This window comes from Polaromonas aquatica, assembly GCF_042659145.1.
Lineage (GTDB): Bacteria > Pseudomonadota > Gammaproteobacteria > Burkholderiales > Burkholderiaceae_C > Polaromonas > Polaromonas aquatica.
The window spans coordinates 998,540-1,022,047 of sequence record NZ_JBHSRS010000084.1 but is presented as its reverse complement, the minus strand read 5'-3'; the positions used below and the strand labels follow the sequence as shown (position 1 = coordinate 1,022,047).

The window sequence follows — 23,508 nt, the reverse complement described above, 5'->3', positions numbered from 1 at the left end:
CCATATGCAAAATGCGCGACTAGCTATATTTTTGATAGCAATTGGGCTGACCGGCTGGGCCCGTGCGCAAGCGCCAGCAAGTCCGCCGGCGGCAGCAGGCGCAGTCACGCAACAGCCTGCTGCGCCTGCTTCCCCAGCCGCAGGCGGTATCCAGAGCCAGAATATTTTTGAGGTCAAACCCGACGCCAGCGCAGACCCCAATTACGCCAAACAAAGCAACGGTGAGCGGGCCAGGGTGCAGCCCGGCAACAACGCACCCATGTGGCGTGATGTGGGCGCGGGCGTCACCGGCTACACCAGCCTGCCCAAAAGCGAAGCGCCTGAAGCCGGCAACCTGATCCAGCCTTTTGTGCAATACCCCGGTTCGCGCCTGACCAATGCCGGCGAGGCCTGGCGCCAGGTGCGCAACAACTGGATCATTCCTTATGGCGGCTCGCTGTTCCTGATTGTCCTGCTGGCAATTGCGATTTTTTACTTCAGCAAGGGCAGCATCAAAACGCACGGCGCAGACACGGGCCGCAAGATCGAACGCTTCACGCCGTTTGAGCGCGCTGCGCACTGGTCGAATGCGATTGCCTTTTCCATCCTGGCGATTTCCGGCCTGGTGATGGCCTTTGGAAAATTTTTCCTCCTGCCTTTCATGGGCAGCACGCTGTTTGGCTGGCTGACCTATGTGCTTAAAACCGCGCACAACTTTGCCGGCCCGCTGTTTGCCGTGTCGCTGGTGATTGTGTTTTTCACCTTCCTGCGCGACAACTGGCCGCAAAAGGGTGACGTGAACTGGCTGCTCAAGGGTGGCGGCCTGCTCGGCGGCGCCGAGCCGGCTTCCAACCGGTTCAACGCCGGTGAAAAACTGATCTTCTGGGGCGGTGTGTTCTTCCTTGGGATTGTGGTGGTGTCCTCGGGTTTTGTGCTCGACAAACTGCTGCCGGGCCTGGTCTACGAACGCGCCACCATGCAAATCGCCCACATGGTGCATGCTGTGGCCACGGTGCTCATGATGTGCATGTTCCTCGGTCATATCTACCTGGGCACCATAGGCATGCAGGGGGCCTACAAGGCCATGCGAAGCGGTTATGTGGACGAGGCCTGGGCCAGGGAGCACCACGCTTATTGGTATGAAGACGTGAAGGCAGGCCGTGTGCCGGCCCAGCGCAGCGAACCCGCGCCGCCCAGCCAGACCGTGCAGGTATAAAAAAGAGGATGCCATGAAAAATTTGCTGACTTCCGGCCTGTTCAAGGGCCTGTTCACGGGCTTGCTTCTGGGCGTGTCCGCGCTGGCCCTGGCCAAACTCCCGCCGCTCAGCGACGAGGCCAAGGCCAAGGCCGCAGAGGCCGCCGCCAAGGCGGCTTGGGCAGGCAAGGTGGACGCCTACCAGTTGTGCCAGTCGCAGGACAAGGTAGCCGCCAGTTATTACAAGACCGCCAAGGCCGCGGGCAAGGACGCCAAGCCGCCGCTGGCCACGCCGGCCTGCGCCAATCCGGGAGTCTTTGCCTATACGCCGCCTGAAGCGGCCAAACCTGCCGAGGCGGCTGGTGCGCATTCACCGGCAGCTACGGCGGCAAGCCCGCCAAGTGGCAAGCAGCCGGATGCTGCGGTTAATCCGGCCAACAAATCCTGAGATTTTCCCCTCCCATTCAAGGCCGGCTCCGCAAGGTGCCGGCCCCTTCGATCTGCTCAGGACAGGCTTTTTGCGATAGGCTTGGGACATGTCACTGCCATTTTTGACCCAAGCCCGTGCGCCGCTAACCTGCGAGATCGCCACCGTCAATGAATACGGCGAGCACCACCCGGTGTCTATCCCCGCCGAACGTGCACTCACGGTGTATGTAGACAAGCGTGAGCTGGTCACCCTCATGACGCTGGGCGCGCATCCCGAGTTGCTGGTGCTGGGTTATCTGCGCAACCAGCGCCTGGTCAAAGAGGTGGGTGACATCGAATCCATCACGGTGGACTGGGAGGTGGGCGCCGCCGCCGTCAAGACCCGTCGCGGCATTGAAAACATCGAGGAAAAAACCGCCAAACGTGTAGTCACCACGGGCTGCGGGCAGGGCAGTGTGTTTGGCGGACTGATGGACGAAGTCGACGAGATCAAACTGCCGGCCGATGCAGGCATCACGCAAGCCCAGCTGTATTCGCTGGTCAACACCATTCGCCTCAAGGAAACAACCTATAAGTCTGCGGGTTCCGTACATGCCTGTGCATTGTTCGACACAACATCCGCCGAGCCCGACATGCTGCTGTTTGTGGAAGACGTGGGGCGCCACAACGCCATAGACACTATCGCCGGCTGGATGTGGATGCAGGATGTGGCCCCCACGCTCCCCACTGCGTGTGGTTCGCTGCCCCCCGAGGGGGCTGCTCCGCCTAAGGGCGGCCTGTCGGCGGAGCTGGCCCCCATGCTCCCTGCCCCGATCGTCCTGAGCCTGTCGAAGGATGCCCCCGAGGGGGCGCTGCGCCTGCGGCCCGGCAAAGCCGGTTCCGCGGCCCCGGCTGGTGAAGAAGGGGAGCCCAAGCTCGGCGCCTGCCCCACCGACCCGGGCCTGGTGTTTTATACGACCGGCCGCCTGACCAGCGAGATGGTCATCAAATCCGCCCAGATGGGCGTGCCGATTGTCGTGTCGCGAAGCGGCATCACGCAGATGGGGCACCAGGTTGCGCAAACCGTGGGGCTGTGCGCGATTGGCCGTGCCACCAACAAACGTTTTGTCTGTTATGCCAATCCGCAGCGGCTCAAGCTGCAGCCCGAGCTTGCTGGCGCCAGGCCGCCGGCACCTTCTTCGTCTTCATCCATGCTGACGCCATGAACGACACCACCATAGGCTCCGAAACACTGCCCGCGACCCGGGCTGCAGATGCCACAACCCCAGCCGCCCGGCTTCCTCTGCAGAAATGGTTGGTCGAGGGCTTGCGCGCCGGCGTCTTTTTAAGGCCCCGGGTGGCCGGCTGCGCACCCACGCCGCTGCAGGCGCTGGTCCTGACCGCGCTGGTTGTGTTTGTTGAGGTCGGGCTGTTCCGGCTCGGCATTGCGGGGCCCGCGCGACTGGATGTCCAGGCCTGGCTATCGGCATGGTGGGTTGCCGGGCTTTTCATCGGCCTGGCGTGGTGGGCTTTTCCGACAGGGCCCGCGCAGCCGGGTGGAGAGGGCGCCGGGCGCCCGGTCGGTGTCGGCGCCGGTTTTGTATTGTGGGTGCTCGCCTCGCTTCCCAACAGCCTGATGTACCAGGGCTTGATAGGCGCCATCGCGCATGGCTGGATCAAGGGCGCGGTGTTTTCGCAGACCTGGTTGTACTGGGTGTTTTATGCGGTGTTCACGGCCTGGTCTTTGGGCGCCGCCATTTTGCTGGTTGTGCGATTTACCGGCCCGACCTGGCGCGGCGCGGTTTTTGCGCTGGCCCTGGTGGCCTCTACCGGCCTGACGGCCTGGTATTTCAACGACCGCGCCTGGCAGGAGGACTATGCCGAGCGCGATGCTGCCGCAGAGAACAGGCCCCGCCTGCACCTGAGCCAGCAAACCTTTGAAACCCAGCAGGCCCTGCTGCAAAGCACCCTCGCGGCGATAGCACCGGAGCGCCCCGGTGTGGCCGATGTTTACGCGCTGGTGTTTGCGCCTTATGCCTCTGAAGACGTTTTCATGCGCGAGAGCACCCTGGTCAGCCAGGTGCTTGCGGAGCGTTTTGACGCCCGTGGCCGTGTGATCCATTTGTTGAACCACGGCAGCAGCACGGCCACCCATCCATGGGCGACCACGCCCAACCTGCAGCGGGCCATAGCCGCGCTGGCCCAGCGCATGGACCGCGACAACGATGTCCTGGTGGTCTACCTCACATCCCACGGCGCCAGCGACTTCAAACTCGCCGCCTCGCACTGGCCGCTGCAGGTCGAGCCGCTCAGCCCCGCCGACCTGCGCGCGGCCCTGGACAAGGCAGGCATCCGCAACCGCGTGATCGCCGTTTCAGCCTGCTACTCGGGCGGCTGGGTGGATGTGCTGGCCAATGACAGCACGCTGGTCATGACGGCGGCGGACGCCACGCACACCTCTTATGGCTGCGGCCGCCTGTCGGAGCTCACATTTTTTGGCCGGGCGCTGTTTGACGAGCAACTGCGCAAAACCCATTCGTTCGAGAAGGCCTTTGCCCGCGCGGTGCCGCTGATCAGGCAGCGCGAGATAGATGCCGGCAAGGACGACGGGTTCTCGAACCCCCAGATCAGGGTGGGTGCCAACATCAGTCCAATTCTCAAGGCGCTTGAGCAGCGGCTTGACGCCTTGCTGCCGGCGGAAGCCCCGGCCCAGCCGCAAACAGGGCAAACGGGGATGAAGGTTTCCACGCAGGCTGATACGGCCCCTGAAAAATAACGTCCGCCAGCCAAGGGCGTGGACTTTGCGTTATGGTCACGCCATGAATCCACTTTTCCTGAAACTCGGCTGGCGCACCCTGTTGCGCGACCTGCGCGCCGGTGAATTGCGCTTGCTGATCGTGGCGGTCACGCTGGCCGTGGCAGCGCTGACGGCGGTTGGTTTTTTTGCCGACCGCCTCAAGGGCGGCCTGCAGCGCGACGCGCGCCAGTTGCTGGGCGGCGATGCGGTGATACGCAGCGACGGCGAAACGCCTGCGGCCTTTATCGCCAGGGCGCAGGCGCTGGGCCTCAAGGCCATCTCGACCGTGAGTTTTCCAACCATGGGCCGCGCGACGGATGCCGATGGCGGCGCCAGCAAGCTGGTGGCCTTCAAGGCGGTACCCGATGGTTACCCCTTGCGCGGCAGCATGAAAGTCGCCGACAGTGCTGACGCGACCGGCGCTGACACGCGCGAAGTTCCTGCGCCGGGCACGGCCTGGGTCGATGCCTCGCTGCTGGATGCACTGGGCCTCAAGCTGGGCCAGACCCTGTTGATGGGTGATGCCAGCTTCAGGCTCACACGCATCATCGTGCAGGAGCCGGACCGTGGCGCCGGCTTCATCAGCTTTTCGCCGCGCGCCATGATCAACCAGGCCGACGTCAAAGCCACCAACCTGATCCAGCCGGCCAGCCGCACCAGCTACCGTTTTGCGGTGGCGGGGGATGACAAGGCGGTGGGTGAGTACGTGAAGTGGGCGAACGAAGAAATCAAAAAGCCCTTTGAGCAATCCGGCGTGCGCGGCGTGCGGCTGGAGTCGCTTGAATCGGGCAGCCCGGAGATGCGCCAGACGCTGGACCGCGCCGAGAAGTTCCTGAACCTGGTGGCCCTGCTGGCCGCCTTGCTCAGTGCTGTGGCGGTGGCGATTGTGGCGCGCGGTTTTGCCGCCAAACACCTGGACGACTGCGCCATGCTGCGTGTGCTGGGCCAGCCGCAGCGCACCATTGCGCTCGCGTATGCGTTTGAGTTTGTGCTGGCCGGCCTGGTGGCCAGTGCTTTGGGTGTTGCCGTGGGTTTTGCGGTGCACTACGGTTTTGTATTGCTGCTGGCCGGACTGGTGGAGACCGCGCTGCCCGCAGCCACCATGTGGCCTGTGCTGTTTGGCATGGGCATGGGCCTGACCCTGCTGCTGGCTTTTGGCTTGCCGCCGGTGTTGCAGCTGGCTTCGGTGCCGCCGTTGCGCGTGATACGCCGTGATGTGGGCAACCTCAAGCCAGCGTCCGTTGCCGTGCTTGGCGTGGGCGTGCTGGGTTTTGCGGCCTTGCTGGTTGCCGCCAGCAGTGATTTGAAACTCGGGCTGATTGCCGTTGGCGGTTTTGCCGCTGCCGTGCTGGTGTTTGCCGTGGCCAGTTTTTTTGCCGTCAAGCTGCTGCGCGCCAGCGTCAACGAAGCCACCGCGCCGCGCTGGCTGGTGCTGGCCACACGGCAGCTGTCGGCGCGGCCGGTGTACGCGGTGGTGCAGACCAGCGCGCTGGCCGTCGGCCTGCTGGCCCTGATGCTGCTGGTGCTGCTGCGCACCGACCTGATCAGCAGCTGGCGCAAGGCCACGCCGCCCGATGCGCCGAATCGTTTTGTCATCAATGTGCAGCCGGAGCAGGGCGATGCCTTCCAGAAAGCGCTGCGCGATGGCGGCGTGACGAAGTTTGACTGGTACCCCATGATCCGCGGCCGTCTGGTGGCGGTCAACGGCAAGGCCATCACGCCTGATAATTTTGAGGACGACAGGGCCAAGCGCCTGGTCGATCGTGAGTTCAATCTTTCCAACAACACCGAGATGCCTGGCCACAACCAGATCGTCGCCGGGCGCTGGACGGCTGGTGAAAAAGACGCAGTCAGCGTTGAGGATGGCCTGGCCAAAACGCTGGGGCTCAAGCTCGGAGACACCTTGCGTTTTGACATGGGCGGCCAGCTCAGCGAAGCAAAAATCACCAGCCTGCGCAAGGTGGACTGGGGCTCCATGCGCGTCAACTTTTTTGTGATGTACCCGGTGGCCGAACTCAAGGACGTGCCGGTGTCGTATATCAGCGCGTTCAGGGCGCCCGAACCGCGCCCTGTGCTTGCCGGCCAGGCCAAAGCTCCCAGCTTTGACAATGAGCTCGTCAAGGCCTTCCCAAACATCACCAATGTGGACATGAGCAGCACGCTGGCGCAGGTGCAGCGTGTGCTGGACCAGGTGATACGCGCGGTGGAGTTCCTGTTCGGCTTCACCCTGGCGGCCGGGCTGGTGGTGCTGTTTGCCGCCATCACCGCCACCCGCGAGGAGCGCGCCCGCGAGTTCGCCATCATGCGTGCTGTCGGCGCCAGGGCCTCGCTGCTGCGCCAGGTGCAGCGTGCCGAACTGGCTGGCGTTGGTTTGCTGGCGGGCTTTCTTGCTTCCTTGGTGGCGCTGGCTGTCGGCTGGGGCCTGGCACGTTATGTGTTTGACTTCAACTGGACCGGTTCCTGGACTGTGCCTCTGTTTGGCAGCATCGCCGGTGCCTTGCTGGCTCTGGCAGCCGGCTGGTGGGGTTTGCGTTCCGTTCTAAACACACCCGTCGTAGAAACCCTGCGCAAGGCGCAATAAATAAAATCCATCATGATGCAGATCGAAGAAAAACCACCGGGCAACCCGCCTTTTGCCACACCCTTTGAATGGATAGGCGGCGAGGAGCGCGTCAAGGCGCTGGTCGAACGGTTTTATGACCTGATGGACCTGGAGCCGGCCTACACACAGCTGCGTGCCGTGCATGGCAGCACGCTGGAGAATGCGCGCCAGCGCCTGTTCTGGTTCCTGTGCGGCTGGATGGGCGGGCCGCAGCATTACACCGACCGTTTCGGCCACCCGCGCCTGCGCATGCGCCACATGCCGCAGCAGGGCGGCAGCGGGGGCGGCGCCATGGGTTCCATAGGCATCAGGGAGCGCGACGAGTGGCTGGCCTGCATGGACCAGGCGATGCGCGAGACCGGTGTTGACGAAGCCTTGCGTGCGCGGCTGAACACCTCGTTTTTCCAGACGGCGGACTGGATGCGGAACCGGGGTGAGTGAGCACCGGCTCTTTTTGCTGTGGCGATTGCTATAAAAATAATAGCTGGCTGCGCAGATGAGACGGAGGCCAGGGGCCTGTTTCATTAAAAAATGCTGCCATTGAGGCTTTTCCAGGGCAAAAAAAGCCAGTTTTGGCGTATTTTGGAAGCGAAAAGTGCCGCAGGCCCCCACTGGATAAGCGCAAGAAGCTATCAAAAACGTAGCGATTTCAGCAGTGCCTGCATTGCCGCCAAGGCCCGGACCGAAGCCCGGGCCCGGTCTGGCGCCTAGTTGGCTTTGAGGAGCTCGCCGACTTCGAGCAGGATCAGCTCGTTGTCGTCAGCTTTGTTCGGCTCGCGGCTGCTGGAGAAGGGCAGGTTGTTGTCGTTGCCCACGATGATGTGCGTGGCATCCACCACGTCCACGTTCTCGATCGTGAAAAACGGGAAGGTCAGCACGCCGTTGTTCAGCGGCTTGCGCGCGAGTTTGGCCGGGTCGGCAATCGCCATCAGGTCTATGTAGCCGATCTTGCGCACCGGTCCGCCCACGTTGGCATCGCTCATCTCGATCTTGTAGACGCGCTTGAATTTGGCGATGTCATGGAAGCAGTCGCTGCGCTTCTGGCCTTCGGGGCAGGCCTTGTCCGCCGTGCCTTCGCCATTGTCACGCTCGATGATGAGGCCGGTGTTGCCGTCGATCATGTTGAAGTCGCCAATCGCATGGCTGTTGGCTTCCAGCATGTATTTCCAGTGGCGGCCTGTCCATTTCTGTGCCTTCACATCAAACTCCAGCACGCGCAGGTAGTCCTTGTCGCCGATCTTTTCATTGCCCCTGGTGGCGGCGTCGTACAGCGCGCCTTCCAGCAGGGCGTAGAGCTTGCTGCCGTCCTTCGACGATGCCATGCCTTCAAAACCCTTGGAGCGGCGCACCTGGAACTCCACGGCGCCGCCGGGCGCTGCCGGTGTGGTGATGGCCGGGTGATCGGGGGAGCGCACCACCTTGCCGTCCACCAGCGTATCGAACACCGCCAGCACTTTGCCCTTCAGGTCGGCCTTGATCAGGAAGGGGCCGAACTCGTCGCCAATCCACAGGGCACCACCGGCAAACTGGAAACTTTCGGTGTCAAAGTCGCTGCCTGTCAGGTAACGTTTTTTGGTGCCTTCGTGGACGATGCGAAACGGCACTTTCTTGTCCGGGTCGTGCAGGAAAACCGTCTCCAGCTTCTTCATGCTGCCAGCCTTGAAGTCGATGGTGTAGTGGTTGAGGTAAAGCATGGCATCGGGCGAATTGGCCTTGGCGCCGAAGCCGTTGTCCGTCAGTATCCAGAAGCTGCCGTCAGGCATTTTTTTGATGCCGGAATGGCCTTGCAGGGGCTGGCCCCTGAAAGGCACGGAGATGCCGGTGGGCCGGCCAGCTGACAGGCCTTCGACTGTGCCCAGGGTCTCCACGCGCGTGCCGTTGGTGAATTTGCCGCTGACCTTCAGGTCCTCGGGTGCGTCCTTGGGTGCTGCGACGAATGACTTTGCGGGCATCACAACGTGACCCGCCAGCGTTGCGGGAAAGGCTGTCTGTGCATGCAATGGCAGGGCGGCGAAAGTCGCCATGACGGCCAGCGCAATGGCGCGCGGGCGGCTCAACAGGCGGGCAGATGGAACGGCAGAAAAAGAAGGCAGGGACATGCAGGCAATCCTTTGTTGTAAAGAACGCCCATCATGTGCAAGCAATGTGACGTTGTAATTACACAAAGGACCGGCTGGCAAGAATCACCGAAAAAGTTGCGCCGGTGTTGTAGTTGCCCAGGGCGCGCGACCTGCATTGAAGCCGGCAACGGACAGGCGTGAGCAACTGCAAATCAGCAGCAAATCAAGAGGGGCCAGCTCGCTACCGGTTCCATCACCGGCGTGCCGGCCATGCGCCCGCCGCTTGTCAGGTGGCTTTGGCTTGTGTCTGTTTCAGCGGCGGCGTGCCCGGCTTGAACAGGGACGCCAGCTGCTTGCGCAGGTCCGGCGAGTCGGTGTGGCCGTGGATGGCTACCGCATGTTGCACGGCGGCTTCCAGCAACTCCTTGTCGCTGTCGGCCGACAGCGCCACGCTGCAGTTCATGGTGCTGGGGTATTCGCGGCAATCGATGTATTGGCGTGACATGGTGGCTCCTTTCAGGGACGGGCTTCAAAAACCAGGTTGAACGGTGTCTGGGCGGCACGCCTGAAATGGTTGAAGCCGCCTTGTGTGACCACATCGCGCAGGCGGGCCTCGCCGGCCTGCGCGCCCAGACACAGCCCCACCTCCTGCGCGCGTGAAGCGGGCGTGCAGATAAACGTGGAGGCTGAAAAAAATGCCCGGCCTACCGGGTTCAGGTTGTCCTCGAGTTTGTCGTTGGCAAAAGGCTCGACGATCATCCAGGTGCCGCTGGACTTGAGACTGTTCCTCACATGTTTCGAGGCGCCGACCGGATCGCCCATGTCGTGCAGGCAATCAAACACCGCGACCAAGTCGTAGTTGTTGCCCGGGTAATCCTTGGCGCTCGCCACCTCGAATCGCAGGCGGCCGTCCAGGCCGGCTTTTAGCGCCGTATCGCGCGCATGCCGGATGGAGGGCTCGTGGTAATCAAAACCCGTGAAACTGGAGGCCGGAAAGGCTTGCGCCATCAGGATGGTCGAAGCGCCGTGGCCGCAGCCCACATCGGCGACGCGGGCGCCGCGGCTCAGGGCCGCACTCACCCCTTCCAGCGCCGGAATCCACGCGCTCACCAGGTTGGCGGCATAACCGGGCCTGAAGAAACGCTCGGTGCCGTGGAACAGCGCCGCGTCATGTTCGTGCCAGCCCACACCCAGGCCGGTGCGCATGGCCTGCAGCATTTTCGGGATGGCCTTGAACTGCGCCACGGCAATCTGGAAGGCGCCGGGAATAAAGGCCGGACTGCCCTCCTGGGCCAGTGCGAAGGACTGTTCCTCGCTGAGCGAAAAAGTATCACTCTCGGGTGCGTAACTGACGTAAGCACTTGCAGCCTGCGCCGACAACCATTCGCGCAAATAACGGGGGTCGGTGTGGGTACGGCGCGCCAGTTCCCCGGCCGTGGCCGGCCCGTCGGCCAGCGCCTTGTACAGGCCCAACTGGTCGCCCACAACGACGGTGGCGGCATGCATCACGGCACCAAAATCATTCACAAACTGTCCCATGAACGCGTTGAGTTTTGCCTCGTCAATAGCCATGGTGTTCTCCTTTTCCTGGCTTGCACCGCTGGGGAGCGGCTCCTATACTGAACCGGAAAAAATCGCCTGCAACGACATGCTGGGGCCGCCGTCGCCGGGCGCCAATACGCAGCAATGCGTATGTTTGACTCCTGTGGAGCAGCGCCATGAACCACCTCACCCGCAACGATTACGCAAGTGCCTTGCAGGTGCTGGCGCGTATCGAAGCGCAGGCGGAGGACGTCGCCAGTTTTGCGCGTGCGGCGGTACGGGCACTCAACGGCTATGTCGCGTCCGAACTCACAACCCTTTCTATCTGCGACCTGTTCACCGGCCACTGCCAGGTGGTGGGCCTGCCCGGCGTGCGCCTGGGCTCCGACGAGATCGCCTGTTTTGAGCGGCATTTTTTCGAGCGCCCGCTGGTTCTGCACCACGGCGTGCAGCGCAGTGCCCTGTATGGCGATTACTACCAGCGTATAGGGCTGGAATACGCGATTGCCGTGCCGCTGCAGCGCAACCCCCGCATCCTGGTGAGTGTGGTGCTGAACCGGCGCGGGCTGGACTTCAGCGAACGGGATCGCGAGCGGCTGGAGTTGTTGCGTCCGCACCTGGCTTTTTTGTACCGCCACGCCTGTCATGGCCCCGCAACTGAGGCTCGCGATAGCGCATCGCCGTCGCCCAGGCTGAACGAACTCAAGCCGCCCGCGCTGACGCTGCGCGAGGGCGAGGTCATGCACTGGCTGGCCTGCGGCAAGACCGACACCGACATCGCGGCGCTGCTGTCCATCAGCCCGCGCACCGTGCAAAAACACCTGGAACACATCTACGTGAAACTGGGTGTGGAGACACGCACAGCGGCGGTGATGCGGGCGCTGGAGATCAGCGAATGGTCGGTGCTGCGCGAGCCCTAGCGGTAAGGCCAAACCCAATCCGCACTGGCCACTGGCCTGCTGTGTTACCCCGGTCTTTTTATTAATATGGCCTGTGGCAAAGGCAGGTAAAGCGCAAGCAGCTATCGAATCGATAGCGGTTGCAGGCAGCTTAACTTTGTGTCAGCAAGACCACCAATGCGCCGGCGCCACCATCCAAAGGCCTGGCCTGTACAAAAGCCAGTACCTCCTGTTTCTGGACCAACCAGCCTTGCACCTTGCTTTTGAGTACCGGCGTTTTGCCGGGCGAGCCCAGCCCCTTGCCATGCACCACACGCACACAGCGCCAGCCCATCTTGATGGCGTCACGGATGAACTGGCCCAGGGCTTCGCGTGCATCGCCCTGGCGCAGGCCGTGCAGGTCTAGCTGGCCCTGGATGCTCCAGGTGCCGCGGCGCAGCTTGCGCACCACGTCCGGCCCCATGCCGGGCCGGCGAAAGCTCAGCGCCTCGTCGGTGTCGAGCAGGGTCTCCACGTCAAACTCGTCCGAGATGGCTTCGCGCATCACGGCCAGTTCATCGCGTTGCTGCTGCACGGCGATGGGCGCGGGCTGGGCGACAGGCAGGTGTGCCCTGTGGCCTGGCCGGTGTTTGGCGGGCAGGGGTTTGACCGGACCTATGGCGCGTGCGAAAAGTTCTTTTTCTACCCGGGCCTGCGCAACGGCGGCCAGCCGCGCCGCTGTGGCTTCCTTTTCAAGCCGGGCGCGGGTTTCAATTTCTTTTTTGACGGCCTTGAGGTCCTGCAGGCTTTTCAGGGCGAATGCTTTCATTGCCGGACTTTATAGCAGGCCGAGTTCGGCCATGGACACGGCAGCGGTACTCGTCACCACAAAATGGTCAAGCACCCGCACATCAACCAGGGCCAGCGCGGACTTGAGTGTCTGTGTGAGGGCTTCGTCCGCGCGTGAAGGTTTGGCGGTGCCGCTGGGGTGGTTGTGGGCCAGCACCACGCTGGCGGCGTTGAGCGCCAGCGCACGCACCACCACCTCGCGCGGGTAGACGCTGGTCTGGGTCAGGGTGCCTCGGAACAACTCCTCCAGCGCGATCAGCCGGTGCTGGCTGTCGAGAAACAGCACGGCAAAAATCTCGTGCGGCCGGCTGCCCAGTTGCAATTGCAAATAGTCACGCACGGCCTGCGGTGTGGCAAACAGGGGTTTTTCCTTCAGCTCTTCGGCCAGGGCGCGGCGGGCCAGTTCCAGCACGGCCACCAGTTCGGCGCGTTTGGCCGGGCCCAGGCCCTTGATGCTTTTGAGCGCTTCGGGGCCGGTGTGCAGCAAACCGGCCATGCCGCCAAAGGTGTCCACCAGCTCCTGGCCCATTTGCAGGGCATTTTTGCCGGGCAGGCCAGTGCGCAGCAGCAGCGCCAGCAGTTCGGCGTCACTGAGCGCGCCGGGGCCGCGGGCCAGCAGTTTTTCGCGCGGGCGGGCATCCAGGGGCAGGTCTTTCAGGAGCATGGGGGACTCTGGTTAGGTGCAAACAGGGAAAAACAGCAGGCTGGGGCAGGAAAACACTGGTTTTTGCCGGTTATGCCCGGCTTTCTACAATAGGGGCAGTTTACAAACAGTCGCCGCCCGCCCGGGCCGGCCCCGAAAGTCTTATGCCTACCGTGGAAACCACCAATCAGCCTGTTGTCCAGCAGGGGTCCTTCCTGACCCTGCATTACCGTATGGCAGGGCCTGCCGTTGACGGAAAACCGGGCGCCGACATCATCAACACCTTTGACGGCAAGCCCGCCACCCTGAGCCTGGGCACCGGCGAGCTGTCGCCGGCGATAGAGCAGCGCCTGATCGGACTGCCGGAAGGCACGCGCACGAGTTTTGAGTTGCCGGCGGGTGAGGCCTTTGGCGAGCGCAACCCGGACCTGCTGCAGTGGGTGGCGCGCAAGCTGCTCAATGAGCTGGGCGACCCGGACGAGCAGTACAAGGTTGGCGATGTGGTGCAGTTCCCCACGCCTGACGGCATGGGCCAGTACGCCGGCAGCGTTCAGCAGGTCAAGGCGTCCGGTGATGCCGTTCAATTCGACTTCAACCATCCGCTGGCCGGCCAGCCGGTTGTGTTTGAAGTCCATGTGATTGGGGTTTTATGAGCGGAAAAGCCGGAACTGTTGGTGAGATCCTTTTGGCCGAGCCGCGCGGCTTTTGTGCCGGTGTGGACCGCGCGATTGAAATCGTTGAGCGCGCCCTGGCCAAATTCGGCGCACCCATCTATGTGCGCCACGAGATCGTGCACAACACCTATGTGGTCAACGACCTGAAGGAAAAGGGTGCCATCTTTATCGAGGAACTGGCCGATGTGCCGCCGGGTGCCACGCTGATCTTCAGCGCCCACGGTGTCAGCAAGGCGGTGCAGCAGGAAGCCGAACGACGCGGCTTCCAGATATTTGACGCCACCTGCCCGCTGGTGACCAAGGTGCATGTGGAAGTGGCCAAGCTGCACAAGGAGGGCTACGAGTTCATCATGATCGGCCACAAGGGCCACCCGGAAGTCGAAGGCACCATGGGCCAGCTCGACAGCGGCATCCACCTGGTGGAAGACGTGGCCGATGTGGCGCGTATTTCACCAAAGCAGACCGAGCGCCTGGCCGTGGTGACGCAGACCACCCTGAGCGTGGACGACGCCGCCGAGATCAGCGCGGCCGTGAAGGCACGTTTCCCGCAGGTGCGGGCGCCCAAACAGCAGGACATCTGCTATGCCACGCAGAACCGCCAGGACGCCGTCAAGGTGCTGAGCCCGCAAGTCGATATTTTGATTGTGGTCGGCAGCCCGACCAGCTCCAACAGCAACCGCCTGCGCGAGCTGGCCGCCAAGCTGGGCACCGAGGCCTATATGGTGGACGACGCCAGCGAGCTGCAGGAAGCCTGGTTCGAGGGCAAGAGCCGCGTCGGTTTGACGGCGGGCGCTTCGGCGCCGGAAATCCTGGTCAAGCAGGTGATAGACCGCATCAAGGCGCTGGGCGCGGTGTCGGTGCGCAAGATGGACGGCATTGAGGAAACCATCAAGTTCCCGCTGCCCAAGGGTCTCAAGCTCGATGCGCAGGGCCATGTGATGGAAATCAGCGACAGCCAGCTGCACCAGCTGAATTAATCTGCCATGACAAGCCGCTATCAAATTGAGAGCTGCCTGCGTGCTTTCGATGGTGGCTACGGCCACTTTATTCATAAAACTCCGCTGTGGAAGCTGCCTGGCAAGGCGCTGGGTGTGGATTGTGCCGAAGTCTGGCTGAAGCTGGAGCATTTGCAGACCGGTGGCAGCTTCAAGGCGCGCGGCATGCTGAACCGCCTGCTGTCCAACCCGATTCCCGCCAGCGGCGTGATCGTGGCTTCGGGCGGCAATGCGGGCATTGCCACGGCTGCAGCAGCCCGGGAACTGGGCGTCCGCTGCGAGGTCTTTGTGCCGGAGATATCCAGCCCTGCCAAGCGCGCCAAACTGGCCGAGCTGGGCGCCCAGGTGGTGGTCACGGGTGCGGCCTACGCCGATGCCCTGAAAGCCTGCCTGGCCCGTCAGCAGGAAACCGGTGCCCTGCTGACCCATGCCTACGACCAGCCCGAGGTGCTGGCAGGTGCGGGCACCATGGCGCTTGAGATCGAGCAGCAGGGCGGCCTGCCGGACTCCGTACTGGTCAGCGTAGGCGGAGGCGGCCTGATTGGCGGCGTGGCCAGCTGGTTTGAACAACGCTCCAGGGTTGTGGCGCTGGAGCCAGAGCTGGCCCCGACGCTGTTCAAGGCCCGCGAGGCCGGCCAGCCGGTCGATGTGGCGGTCAGCGGCATTGCCGCCGATTCTCTGGGCGCCAAACGTTTAGGCAGCCTGGCCTGGGAAGCCACCCAGGCTTATGTGCGCGATGCGCTGCTTTTGAGCGATGCCTCGATCCGCACCGCGCAGCTGTGGCTGTGGAAAGAACTCAAACTCGCCGTTGAACCTGCTGCGGCCCTGCCGCTGGCTGCGCTGCACAGCGGCCGTTACCTGCCGGGGCCTGATGAAAAGGTCTGTCTGATCATTTGTGGTGCCAACCTGGACCCGGCTTCGTTGGCATGAAGCGGCTCAAAATACAATCTCCCCATGCTCGATATCAATCTCCTCCGTAAAGACCTGCCCTCGGCCATTGCCCGCCTTGAAACGCGCAAAAAGCCACAGGCCTTCCTCAATGTAGACGCATTCCAGGCGCTGGAAGCCGAGCGCAAGGCGATCCAGTCCAGGACCGAAGAGCTGCAGAACCAGCGCAACACGCTGTCCAAACAGATAGGCCAGCTCAAATCAAAAGGCGAAGACGCCAGCGCCATCATGGCGCAGGTCAGCGCCTCCAAGGCCGAGCTGGAGACCTCCAGCGTGCGGCTGGACCAGATCCAGGCCGAACTGCAGGGCTTGCTGCTGGCCGTGCCCAATTTGCCGCATGAATCGGTGCCCCAGGGCAGCGACGAGCATGGCAACGTCGAGGTGCGCAAATGGAGCCCCTTGGGTGGCCTGGGCGGCTCGCCTGCGGCGCCGGCGTTTGAGGTCAAGGACCATGTCGATGTCGGCCAGCCCATGGGACTGGATTTCGAGATGGGCGCCAAGCTCACCGGCTCGCGTTTTACGGTCATGACAGGCCCGCTGGCGCGCCTGCACCGGGCCCTGTCGCAGTTCATGCTCGACGTGCAGACGCAGGACCACGGTTACACCGAGTGTTATGTGCCCTACATCGTCAACGCCGATTCCTTGCGCGGCACCGGCCAGTTGCCGAAGTTTGAGGAAGACCTGTTTGCCGCGAAAAAAGGCGGCCAGGAGGGCGAGAGCGAGAATGCCGCGCTGTACCTGATCCCCACATCAGAAGTGCCGCTGACCAACTTTGTGCGTGACGTGATCACGCCCGAGGCTGCCTTGCCTTTGAAATTCACCGCCCACACGCCGTGTTTTCGCTCGGAAGCCGGCAGCTATGGCCGCGATACCCGCGGCATGATCCGCCAGCACCAGTTCGACAAGGTCGAGATGGTGCAGATCGTGCATCCGGAGAAAAGCTACGAGACGCTCGAAGCCATTACCGGCCATGCCGAAACCATCCTGCAAAAACTCGGCCTGCCTTACCGCGTGATGCTGCTGTGCACCGGCGACATGGGTTTTGGTTCCAGCAAGACCTACGACCTGGAAGTGTGGCTGCCAGGCCAGAACGCCTACCGCGAAATCAGCTCGGTCTCCAACTGCGAAGCCTTCCAGGCGCGCAGGCTGCAGGCCAGGTTCAAGAATGCCCAGGGCAAAAACGAATTTGTCCACACCCTCAACGGGTCAGGGCTGGCGGTAGGCCGTACTTTGGTGGCGGTTCTGGAGAATTACCAGCGCGCAGACGGCTCTGTTGAGGTCCCCGCAGCGCTTCAACCCTATATGGGCGGGATAAAGGCGATTCCAGCCTGCTAGAATCACGGATTCACTCAGGAGAGGTGGCAGAGTGGCCGAATGTACCTGACTCGAAATCAGGCGTACCGCAAGGTACCGTGGGTTCGAATCCCACCCTCTCCGCCAAGACTATAGGAAAAACGCGGCTTCGAGCCGCGTTTTTGCTTTCTATCCATCGTTCTATCCATAAGATACTTTTCGCTGTCTTGTGCGCCACATAGAACATGCTGCCGCAATACTGGATCAAGCCAACCGGTCCGATTTCTTATCTCAATGCGCTGTACAAGCGCCGCGCACTTCCACCTGATTGCTAAATAAGCCGGGAAACGTCTCTATAGCCGTACGTTGGCCAGCATATTATTTTTGCCAAATTCTCCAAGAGATCATGAGTGGATAACCGCGGATCACCCCAGAGCGCTGGACGAAAGATTGTGAAGAGGCTGGTTTCAGGAACGAGGTTAAGCCGTGCATCCTCAAGGGTAATGCGGTGCGGCTGTTGGGTTTGGATTAAGCCGCCAGCTCGGAGAACAGTTGCGCCATGACCTTGCGCAGCCACATATTGCCGGCATCGGCATTAAAACGTTCATGCCAGTGCTGCTTGACCTTGTATTTTGGCAAGGGTATGGGCGGTTCCAGGAATTGGACCTGCTCCTGCGTCGCCAGGGCCCTGCCCAGCTGTCTGGGGACTATGACCAGCAGCTCGGTCTGCGCCACGATGCGCGCCACGCCCAGAAAACTTGGCACGCGCAGCACGATGCGGCGCCCTATCTTGTTTTTGGCCAGCACCTTGTCAACGATGGAGTGCCCGGTGCCCGAGGTACTGACCACCATATGGCCTTCCCTTGAAAAGGCCTGTGGCGTGAGAGGGGCCCGGATGCGCGGATGCCGACTGGACGCCAGGCAGACAAAGTCCTGTTCAAACAGCGCTTGCTGGTAAAAACCCGCCTCCAGGTCGGGCGTGAAGCCGATCGCCAGGTCCATGTCGCCGGATTCGAGCCTGCGTCTGCTGTCGGGCGATATCTTCTCGGTTTGCAGCATCACGCCAGGTGCGGTTTGCTGCAGGTGGTTGATCAGGCGCGGCAGCAAGATAATCTCGCTGATGTCTGTCATGCAGATGCGAAATTCGCGCTGCGCATCACCCGGCACAAAGGCGTCGCCCGCGCCGCGCGCCTTGGCGATGCGGGCCAGCGCCTCGACCAGGTCCGGGTAAATGCTCTGGGCCCTGGGCGTTGGCTCCATGCCTTGCGAGGTGCGGGTGAACAGGCGATCGTCAAAGTGACGGCGCAGCTTGGCCAAAGCGATGCTGGCGCTGGCCTGCTCCATGCCAAGGCGCTGGGCCGCGCGCGAGACGCTTTGCGTCTTGTAAACCTCGACGAAGACGCCGAGCCAGTCGAGATCAAGTTTGGCCATGCATGAGTATATAAAAATGATATGAAAAGTATGCTTTATTTGGCTTTGACGAAATAGTCCAGGCCTGCGACAGTCTCGTCAAACCATAGGCACGATACAAACATGCAATTTCATCTCAACGGATTTAGAACCGGGGACCCCGGGCTTCTGGACGCGGCTCCCTCCGCTTCGATATCGACCATGGAAGGGTCTGCGCGGGACAGCCTTCCTGCCGAGGCCGATGTGCTGATCGTGGGTTGCGGCCCGGCCGGCCTGACGCTGGCCGCGCAACTGGCGGCATTCCCGGACATCCGCACGGTGATCGTGGAGCAGAAACCCGGCCCCTTGCAGTTGGGCCAGGCCGATGGTATCGCCTGCCGAACGATGGAGATGTTCGAGGCCTTCGGTTTTGCCGAGCGTGTGTTGAAGGAAGCCTATTGGGTCAATGAGACGACCTTCTGGAAACCCGACGACAGCAATGACGGCGACCGCAAGCGCATTATGCGCAGCGGACGCGTGCAGGACGTGGAGGACGGCCTGTCGCACATGCCGCACGTGATCCTGAACCAGGCGCGCGTGCACGATTTCTACCTGGAGACCATGCAGCGATCGGCCTCGCGCCTGGTGCCGCATTACAGCCGTCGCCTGGCCGGTCTGGAGCGTGCGCCGGATGGCGCGTCGGACCACCCCGTCACGGCCCGCTTCGAGCGGCAGGACGCCGGACACAAAGGCACGCTGGAAACCATCCGCGCCCGCTACGTCGTGGGTTGCGATGGCGCGCGCAGCGCCGTGCGCCAGTCGATTGGTCTGGCATTGAAAGGCGACTCTGCCAACCATGCCTGGGGCGTGATGGACGTGTTGGTCGTCACCGATTTCCCCGACATCCGTTTCAAGGCGCTGATTCAGTCCGCAGATGATGGCAGCATCGTGATCATTCCGCGTGAAGGCGGTTATCTGGTTCGCCTTTATGTGGAGCTGGACAAACTTGCCGTGAACGAGCGCGTTGCAGCCCGGAACATCGGCATTGACCAGATCATCGCAGCGGCGCAGCGTATCTTTTACCCCTATACGCTCGATGTAAAAGAGGTGGCCTGGTGGTCGGTCTATGAAATCGGCCAGCGGCTGTGCGACCGGTTTGATGACCTTCAACCCCAGGAGATGGCGACCCGCCTGCCGCACATCTTCATCGCTGGCGATGCCTGCCACACCCACAGCCCTAAAGCGGGGCAGGGCATGAATGTCTCCATGCAGGACGCTTTCAACCTCGGCTGGAAGCTGGCGGCTGTGCTGGGGGGGCGCTGCCCGCCCAGCCTGCTGCACACCTATTCCGCTGAGCGGCAGGCGGTGGCCAAGGAATTGATCGACTTCGACCGTGAATGGGCCGCGATGCTCAGCGCCCCATTGCAGAAACCCGGTGATCCGGCGGGAACTGGGGTTGACCCGGCCGAGGTGCCGCGTTACTTCGTACAGCATGGCCGCTACACGGCTGGTACCGCCACGCGCTACCAGCCTGCGCTGCTCACCGGCCCATCCACCCACCAGCACCTGGCCCAGGGGTTGCTGATAGGTACACGCTTTCATTCGACGCCGGTCGTCCGCCTGGGCGACGGCAAGCTGATGCAACTGGGCGAGACCCTGAAGGCGGATGGGTGCTGGCGTCTGCTGGCTTTTGCGGGTCAAGGTGATCGCGCAGAGCCCGCATCGCCCGTCGGCAAGCTATGCAGCTATCTCGGTGAGTCGCCGCAATCCCCCCTCAGGCGCTACACCCCGGCAGGCGCGGACGTGGACGCCATCTTCGATGTGCGAGCCGTGTTTCAGCAGAGTCACCACACGCTTGCCATCACTGCCATGCCCGAGCTGTTGTTTCCGCCCAAGGGGCGCTACGGCTTGCGCGATTATGAAAAAGCCTTCTGTGCGCTGGATGATGCAGGTCAAAACCCGAGCGAAAACATTTACACCCTGCGCAGCATAGACCGCGAGCACGGCTGTCTGGTGGTGGTGCGCCCTGACCAGTACATCGCGCATATCCTGCCACTTGGCGACACCGATGCACTGGCCGCGTTTTTCGACGGCTTCATGCGGGAGGCCTGAGCGCGCGTCACGCGCTGCCATGTACTTGGGCCCGCCGCTGCGGCGGCGGGGCGCGTGCAGGTCGTTGACTAAACAGTGTGGATAAGTTCTCGATCTTTTTTTGTGTTGAGTTGTGTGGATCTGCCTCAACGTGCGCCCGTGTTTGCGCGATTTTGATGTTTTGATTCCGAACCATATGGCCGGTTTCTCGGCGTAGGGATCGAGCTTGCGGGAGCTGCTGCCTTGATCGGATCGCAGGTACTTGTTCACTGTGTTGCGAGCCAGGCCTGTACGCCTTGCAACTCGCGGATGGGCATTTGATCTCGCAGTGCCCACGCTTGATGACATTCAATGTCGCCACGTCTACCAGGCGCATCGCCGCGCGACCATGCACCGTTTTCGACACCCGGCCGATTCTTGCGTCGATCTCAAAACGACGTCTCTGTACGACGGCCCAACATCGTCGGCGAGACATCTTGGTGCAAGGCAACCATCGTCGAAAAACGCATGGAAGAAGATGCGTGCCTTGTTGCTTTGTAGTTGTCCGTAGAAAACCAGTTGGTCGAGATCACTACCAAGGAAATGGCGCAGTCGAACTGCTGTCGCGCACCGCGCCAGTGCTTGTACTGAGGGCCTGAAAGGAAGGGCGAAAGATGTGCATCTACAGCTACCCGCAAAGCACGCTGAAAGCTGTCGTTGTCGAAGTCGCCGTTTTCCAAAAAAGAGAATAGCTGGAAAGCGGCGATGACCGCGACTTCTCGTCAACGGTTTTCCTGGTAGAGCAATCGCCTGATGCGTCGCTGAGGACACACTTTCACAAGCAGGATCAGTCCCGGATTTTTATCCGCGGAAGAGGCTAGATCGTGCCTCACAGGCTTGAGGCGTTGACGGCGCATTGCGCGGGTGCATACAGCGGTTAGCTGGACGGGTTTTAACGACGGTGTCATATGTCCTTACTAAGATTTTGCCGTGGCCTCAAATTTTGAAGTCACATTTTTAAACTTAGAGAAATACGTAATGAAAAAATCACTTCTGGCCTTGGCTGCGCTTGCAACCGTTGGCGCAGTATCCGCAGCTCCGGCGTTATGGAAGGGGCCAATAGCGGTAACCGTATCGGCTTTCGCGGTACGGAAGATCTCGGTGCAGGCATGAAAGCCGAATTTGTGATCGAGCAAGGCATCAGCCCAACCAACGGTCAATTATTTGGTGTGCGTTCGAGCACCGGTCAGCAGTTTGCAGTCGTCAGTCCGTTTGCAGGCAGCAATCTTGCAGGCACCAAGAATGCATTTTCCACTTCTACCAACCGCCAGTCCTACCTTGGCGTGACAAGTGGTATCGGTACTTTCAACATGGGTTACCAGTACACCAATGCATATGTGCTAGGTACGGCGTCTGGCTACAGCATTGGTAGTGAAAACATTCCCGGTGCCTATAGCTCCCATCAATATGGTAATGACTTAGTCGGCGGCACGCGTGCCAACGGCCTGACCTACATCAGCCCTAACTTCTCTGGCTTCACGGTCCGTGCTCAGTACGGTGCTGCTGGTGCTGCTCCTGAGACTGCAGTAGCTACTGGTGTTACGGCTTCTGAAAACACTGGCCGTCGTTTCGGCGTGATGGGTCAGTACGCAAATGGCCCTCTGTCTGCAGCCCTTGCCTACACCAGCCTGAAAAGCACGACTGTGGGTACCAACGCCAATCCGAATAGCCGTAATGGCAATCTGACCCAGTTGGGCGCGAGCTACGACTTCGGCGTGGTTAAGCTCGCCGGTACCTACAACACGGGGAAAAGCGGCGGCACTGCAGACAGTGCTGTGAGTTCACGCATTCGCGCATACCAAGTAGGCCTGTCGGCCCCGTTTGGTGCGTTTGTCCCCTACATTACCGTTGGCAAAGCTTACACCCAGCCGGATGGTGCAGCCGGTCGAAGTGCAGATTTGAGCCAGGCGCAAGTGGGCGTGCGTTACAGCCTGAGCAAGCGTACGACGGCTTACGCCATGTACGGTCAGACAACCGATAACGCTGCTACCGCTGCCAATCAATTTGCATACCGAGAGCGTAAAACGGTTATTGGTGTCACACACAATTTCTAATTTTCTGGCTGGCATGTCCAGTCACGAGTTAGATGCAAAGAACCCCGCTGCCTGCAGCGGGTTTTTTTTGAGTTGACTTTCCTTTGGCGTAATGAACCCCTCGGTGTAGATTTTCACGCGCGCTCGCCCCATCTTCCATTGAGTGCTGACCCACTTTTGGGCAATGGTTTACAGGACTGGAGGCATGCGCGGGAATATGGGTGGATCAAGCGTTAGTGAAAACATGGGTTGCATGTGCGTTGGAATCAACATTCAGCGCGATTCAACAACACGCAACCGCCCAAAAGCAAAAAAGGCTTCAAAACCGGAGTTCCGAAGCCTTTTGTGCTTTGCTCAGCGCAAGGCTGAGAGAGCTGGTTTCAACGGCATCGCTGCCGTTGATTGGGTTAGCAGGGCTTAGTAGCCGCCGCGACCACCGCCGCCGCCGTAGCCGCCACCGCCGGAGCGATCGCCACCACCGTAACCGCCACCACCGCCACCGAAGCCGCCGGTACGGGGAGGACGTGCCTCCATCGGACGGGCTTCGTTCACGGTGATGCTACGGCCGCCGAGGGACTGGCCGTTCATGCCGGCGATTGCGGCTTGAGCTTCGGCATCGCTGCCCATTTCCACAAAGCCAAAGCCTTTGGAGCGACCGGTGTCGCGTTCCATCATGACTTTAGCGCTGGTGATGGAACCGAATTCGCCGAAAGACTGTTGCAGATCTTCGTCGCGCACTGAGTAAGGCAGGTTGCCGACGTAAAGTTTATTGCCCATGGGGACTCCTCAAAAATACACAAAACACAAAAGCGATGGAGTCCCGAAAGTACAACAAACCCGCCGTAGCGCGCGAAACTGACCGATCACCTAACTTGTACGGGTATTTGCAACCCGCACAGGCGAATTATGCGCCAATAAGCTCAGGGCAACCGCGAGAGGACCAGGATGGGCCTGATATAGGAGGGTTTTCACCTCTTTTGCACCCCTGTCTGCAACACTCTTGTTGCATACACAGGGGTTTGCGTGTTGCATTGACCGGCTGAGTCTGTAGTCGGGGGTTGCCAGCCAACTACTTGTATATGTCAGAAATGAC

General features: G+C 61.5%; 21 protein-coding genes, 1 tRNA gene and 1 pseudogene. 15 read left to right on the top strand and 8 right to left on the bottom strand.

What is annotated here, in order from left to right:
* Nucleotides 1-4: 4 nt before the first annotated feature.
* The 6 genes from ACFQND_RS26080 to ACFQND_RS26055 all read left to right on the top strand — a co-directional run bounded on the left by ACFQND_RS26080 (nucleotide 5) and on the right by ACFQND_RS26055 (nucleotide 7,422).
* The gene (locus tag ACFQND_RS26080; RefSeq protein WP_371435011.1) at nucleotides 5-1,195 is read left to right on the top strand and encodes a formate dehydrogenase subunit gamma; all 1,191 of its coding nucleotides are present in this window, start codon (nucleotides 5-7) and stop codon (nucleotides 1,193-1,195) included.
* Between the two features lie 13 nt (nucleotides 1,196-1,208).
* Complete coding sequence (locus tag ACFQND_RS26075; RefSeq protein WP_371435012.1) at nucleotides 1,209-1,622, top strand: hypothetical protein; 414 nt, start codon at nucleotides 1,209-1,211, stop codon at nucleotides 1,620-1,622.
* Between the two features lie 88 nt (nucleotides 1,623-1,710).
* The gene (locus ACFQND_RS26070; RefSeq protein ID WP_371435013.1) at nucleotides 1,711-2,808 is read left to right on the top strand and encodes a formate dehydrogenase accessory sulfurtransferase FdhD; all 1,098 of its coding nucleotides are present in this window, start codon (nucleotides 1,711-1,713) and stop codon (nucleotides 2,806-2,808) included.
* The gene (locus ACFQND_RS26065) at nucleotides 2,805-4,358 is read left to right on the top strand and encodes a C13 family peptidase (protein ID WP_371435014.1); all 1,554 of its coding nucleotides are present in this window, start codon (nucleotides 2,805-2,807) and stop codon (nucleotides 4,356-4,358) included. Before ACFQND_RS26070 ends, ACFQND_RS26065 begins: the two co-directional genes overlap by 4 nt.
* Nucleotides 4,359-4,401: 43 nt before the next feature.
* Nucleotides 4,402-6,960, top strand: coding sequence for an ABC transporter permease (locus tag ACFQND_RS26060; protein ID WP_371435015.1), 2,559 nt, complete (start codon nucleotides 4,402-4,404; stop codon nucleotides 6,958-6,960).
* A 15-nt stretch (nucleotides 6,961-6,975) separates the two neighbouring features.
* Nucleotides 6,976-7,422, top strand: a complete 447-nt coding sequence (locus ACFQND_RS26055) for a group II truncated hemoglobin (RefSeq protein WP_371435053.1) — start codon at nucleotides 6,976-6,978, stop codon at nucleotides 7,420-7,422.
* Nucleotides 7,423-7,688: 266 nt separating this feature from the next.
* Here ACFQND_RS26055 and ACFQND_RS26050 read toward each other — a convergent pair whose 3' ends face one another.
* The 3 genes from ACFQND_RS26050 to ACFQND_RS26040 all read right to left on the bottom strand — a co-directional run bounded on the left by ACFQND_RS26050 (nucleotide 7,689) and on the right by ACFQND_RS26040 (nucleotide 10,613).
* Nucleotides 7,689-9,005 (bottom strand): esterase-like activity of phytase family protein, encoded by a 1,317-nt coding sequence (locus ACFQND_RS26050; protein WP_371435054.1) that lies wholly within the window; start codon nucleotides 9,003-9,005, stop codon nucleotides 7,689-7,691.
* 322 nt (nucleotides 9,006-9,327) lie between these two features.
* Entirely contained in the window at nucleotides 9,328-9,546 is a 219-nt protein-coding gene (locus ACFQND_RS26045; RefSeq protein WP_371435016.1) for a DUF1059 domain-containing protein, read from the bottom strand.
* An 11-nt stretch (nucleotides 9,547-9,557) separates the two neighbouring features.
* Nucleotides 9,558-10,613 carry a class I SAM-dependent methyltransferase gene (locus ACFQND_RS26040; protein ID WP_371435017.1) on the bottom strand — a complete coding sequence of 352 codons (1,056 nt, stop codon included), beginning with the start codon at nucleotides 10,611-10,613 and terminating at the stop codon, nucleotides 9,558-9,560.
* Nucleotides 10,614-10,759: 146 nt separating this feature from the next.
* Between ACFQND_RS26040 and ACFQND_RS26035 the strand changes: the two genes are divergently transcribed.
* Entirely contained in the window at nucleotides 10,760-11,503 is a 744-nt protein-coding gene (locus ACFQND_RS26035; RefSeq protein ID WP_371435018.1) for a helix-turn-helix transcriptional regulator, read from the top strand.
* A 130-nt stretch (nucleotides 11,504-11,633) separates the two neighbouring features.
* Here the strand turns inward: ACFQND_RS26035 and ACFQND_RS26030 are convergent, their stop codons facing one another.
* A complete protein-coding gene (locus ACFQND_RS26030; RefSeq protein WP_371435019.1) occupies nucleotides 11,634-12,290 on the bottom strand; it encodes a Smr/MutS family protein in 657 nt (218 codons plus the stop codon).
* A 9-nt stretch (nucleotides 12,291-12,299) separates the two neighbouring features.
* Nucleotides 12,300-12,974 carry a RadC family protein gene (gene radC, locus ACFQND_RS26025; protein WP_371435020.1) on the bottom strand — a complete coding sequence of 225 codons (675 nt, stop codon included), beginning with the start codon at nucleotides 12,972-12,974 and terminating at the stop codon, nucleotides 12,300-12,302.
* Between the two features lie 143 nt (nucleotides 12,975-13,117).
* On the opposite strand from radC, the gene ACFQND_RS26020 reads away from it, so the two are divergent.
* The 6 genes and pseudogenes from ACFQND_RS26020 to ACFQND_RS25995 form a co-directional block, all read left to right on the top strand.
* A complete protein-coding gene (locus tag ACFQND_RS26020; protein ID WP_371435021.1) occupies nucleotides 13,118-13,606 on the top strand; it encodes an FKBP-type peptidyl-prolyl cis-trans isomerase in 489 nt (162 codons plus the stop codon).
* Nucleotides 13,603-14,604 (top strand): 4-hydroxy-3-methylbut-2-enyl diphosphate reductase, encoded by a 1,002-nt coding sequence (gene ispH, locus ACFQND_RS26015; protein ID WP_371435022.1) that lies wholly within the window; start codon nucleotides 13,603-13,605, stop codon nucleotides 14,602-14,604. Before ACFQND_RS26020 ends, ispH begins: the two co-directional genes overlap by 4 nt.
* Nucleotides 14,605-14,610: 6 nt before the next feature.
* Entirely contained in the window at nucleotides 14,611-15,552 is a 942-nt protein-coding gene (locus ACFQND_RS26010) for a threonine/serine dehydratase (RefSeq protein ID WP_371435023.1), read from the top strand.
* A 24-nt stretch (nucleotides 15,553-15,576) separates the two neighbouring features.
* Complete coding sequence (gene serS / locus ACFQND_RS26005) at nucleotides 15,577-16,905, top strand: serine--tRNA ligase (protein WP_371435024.1); 1,329 nt, start codon at nucleotides 15,577-15,579, stop codon at nucleotides 16,903-16,905.
* Nucleotides 16,906-16,922: 17 nt separating this feature from the next.
* Nucleotides 16,923-17,010, top strand: a tRNA-Ser gene (locus ACFQND_RS26000).
* A 271-nt stretch (nucleotides 17,011-17,281) separates the two neighbouring features.
* Nucleotides 17,282-17,395: pseudogene (locus tag ACFQND_RS25995) on the top strand (4-hydroxyphenyl-beta-ketoacyl-CoA hydrolase); the annotation flags it as partial.
* Here the strand turns inward: ACFQND_RS25995 and ACFQND_RS25990 are convergent.
* Nucleotides 17,392-18,294, bottom strand: coding sequence for a LysR family transcriptional regulator (locus ACFQND_RS25990; protein WP_371435189.1), 903 nt, complete (start codon nucleotides 18,292-18,294; stop codon nucleotides 17,392-17,394). The pseudogene ACFQND_RS25995 and the gene ACFQND_RS25990 overlap by 4 nt on opposite strands.
* Before the next feature lie 102 nt (nucleotides 18,295-18,396).
* Here ACFQND_RS25990 and ACFQND_RS25985 point away from each other — a divergent pair, with 102 nt between their 5' ends.
* Complete coding sequence (locus ACFQND_RS25985; protein WP_371435188.1) at nucleotides 18,397-20,364, top strand: FAD-binding monooxygenase; 1,968 nt, start codon at nucleotides 18,397-18,399, stop codon at nucleotides 20,362-20,364.
* A 407-nt stretch (nucleotides 20,365-20,771) separates the two neighbouring features.
* On the opposite strand, the gene ACFQND_RS25980 is transcribed toward ACFQND_RS25985, so the two are convergent.
* Nucleotides 20,772-21,062 carry a hypothetical protein gene (locus ACFQND_RS25980; RefSeq protein WP_371435187.1) on the bottom strand — a complete coding sequence of 97 codons (291 nt, stop codon included), beginning with the start codon at nucleotides 21,060-21,062 and terminating at the stop codon, nucleotides 20,772-20,774.
* Between the two features lie 366 nt (nucleotides 21,063-21,428).
* Between ACFQND_RS25980 and ACFQND_RS25975 the strand changes: the two genes are divergently transcribed.
* Nucleotides 21,429-22,436 (top strand): porin, encoded by a 1,008-nt coding sequence (locus ACFQND_RS25975; protein WP_377415090.1) that lies wholly within the window; start codon nucleotides 21,429-21,431, stop codon nucleotides 22,434-22,436.
* A 396-nt stretch (nucleotides 22,437-22,832) separates the two neighbouring features.
* Here ACFQND_RS25975 and ACFQND_RS25970 read toward each other — a convergent pair whose 3' ends face one another.
* Nucleotides 22,833-23,192 (bottom strand): RNA recognition motif domain-containing protein, encoded by a 360-nt coding sequence (locus ACFQND_RS25970; protein ID WP_371435184.1) that lies wholly within the window; start codon nucleotides 23,190-23,192, stop codon nucleotides 22,833-22,835.
* Between the last annotated feature and the right edge of the window lie 316 nt (nucleotides 23,193-23,508).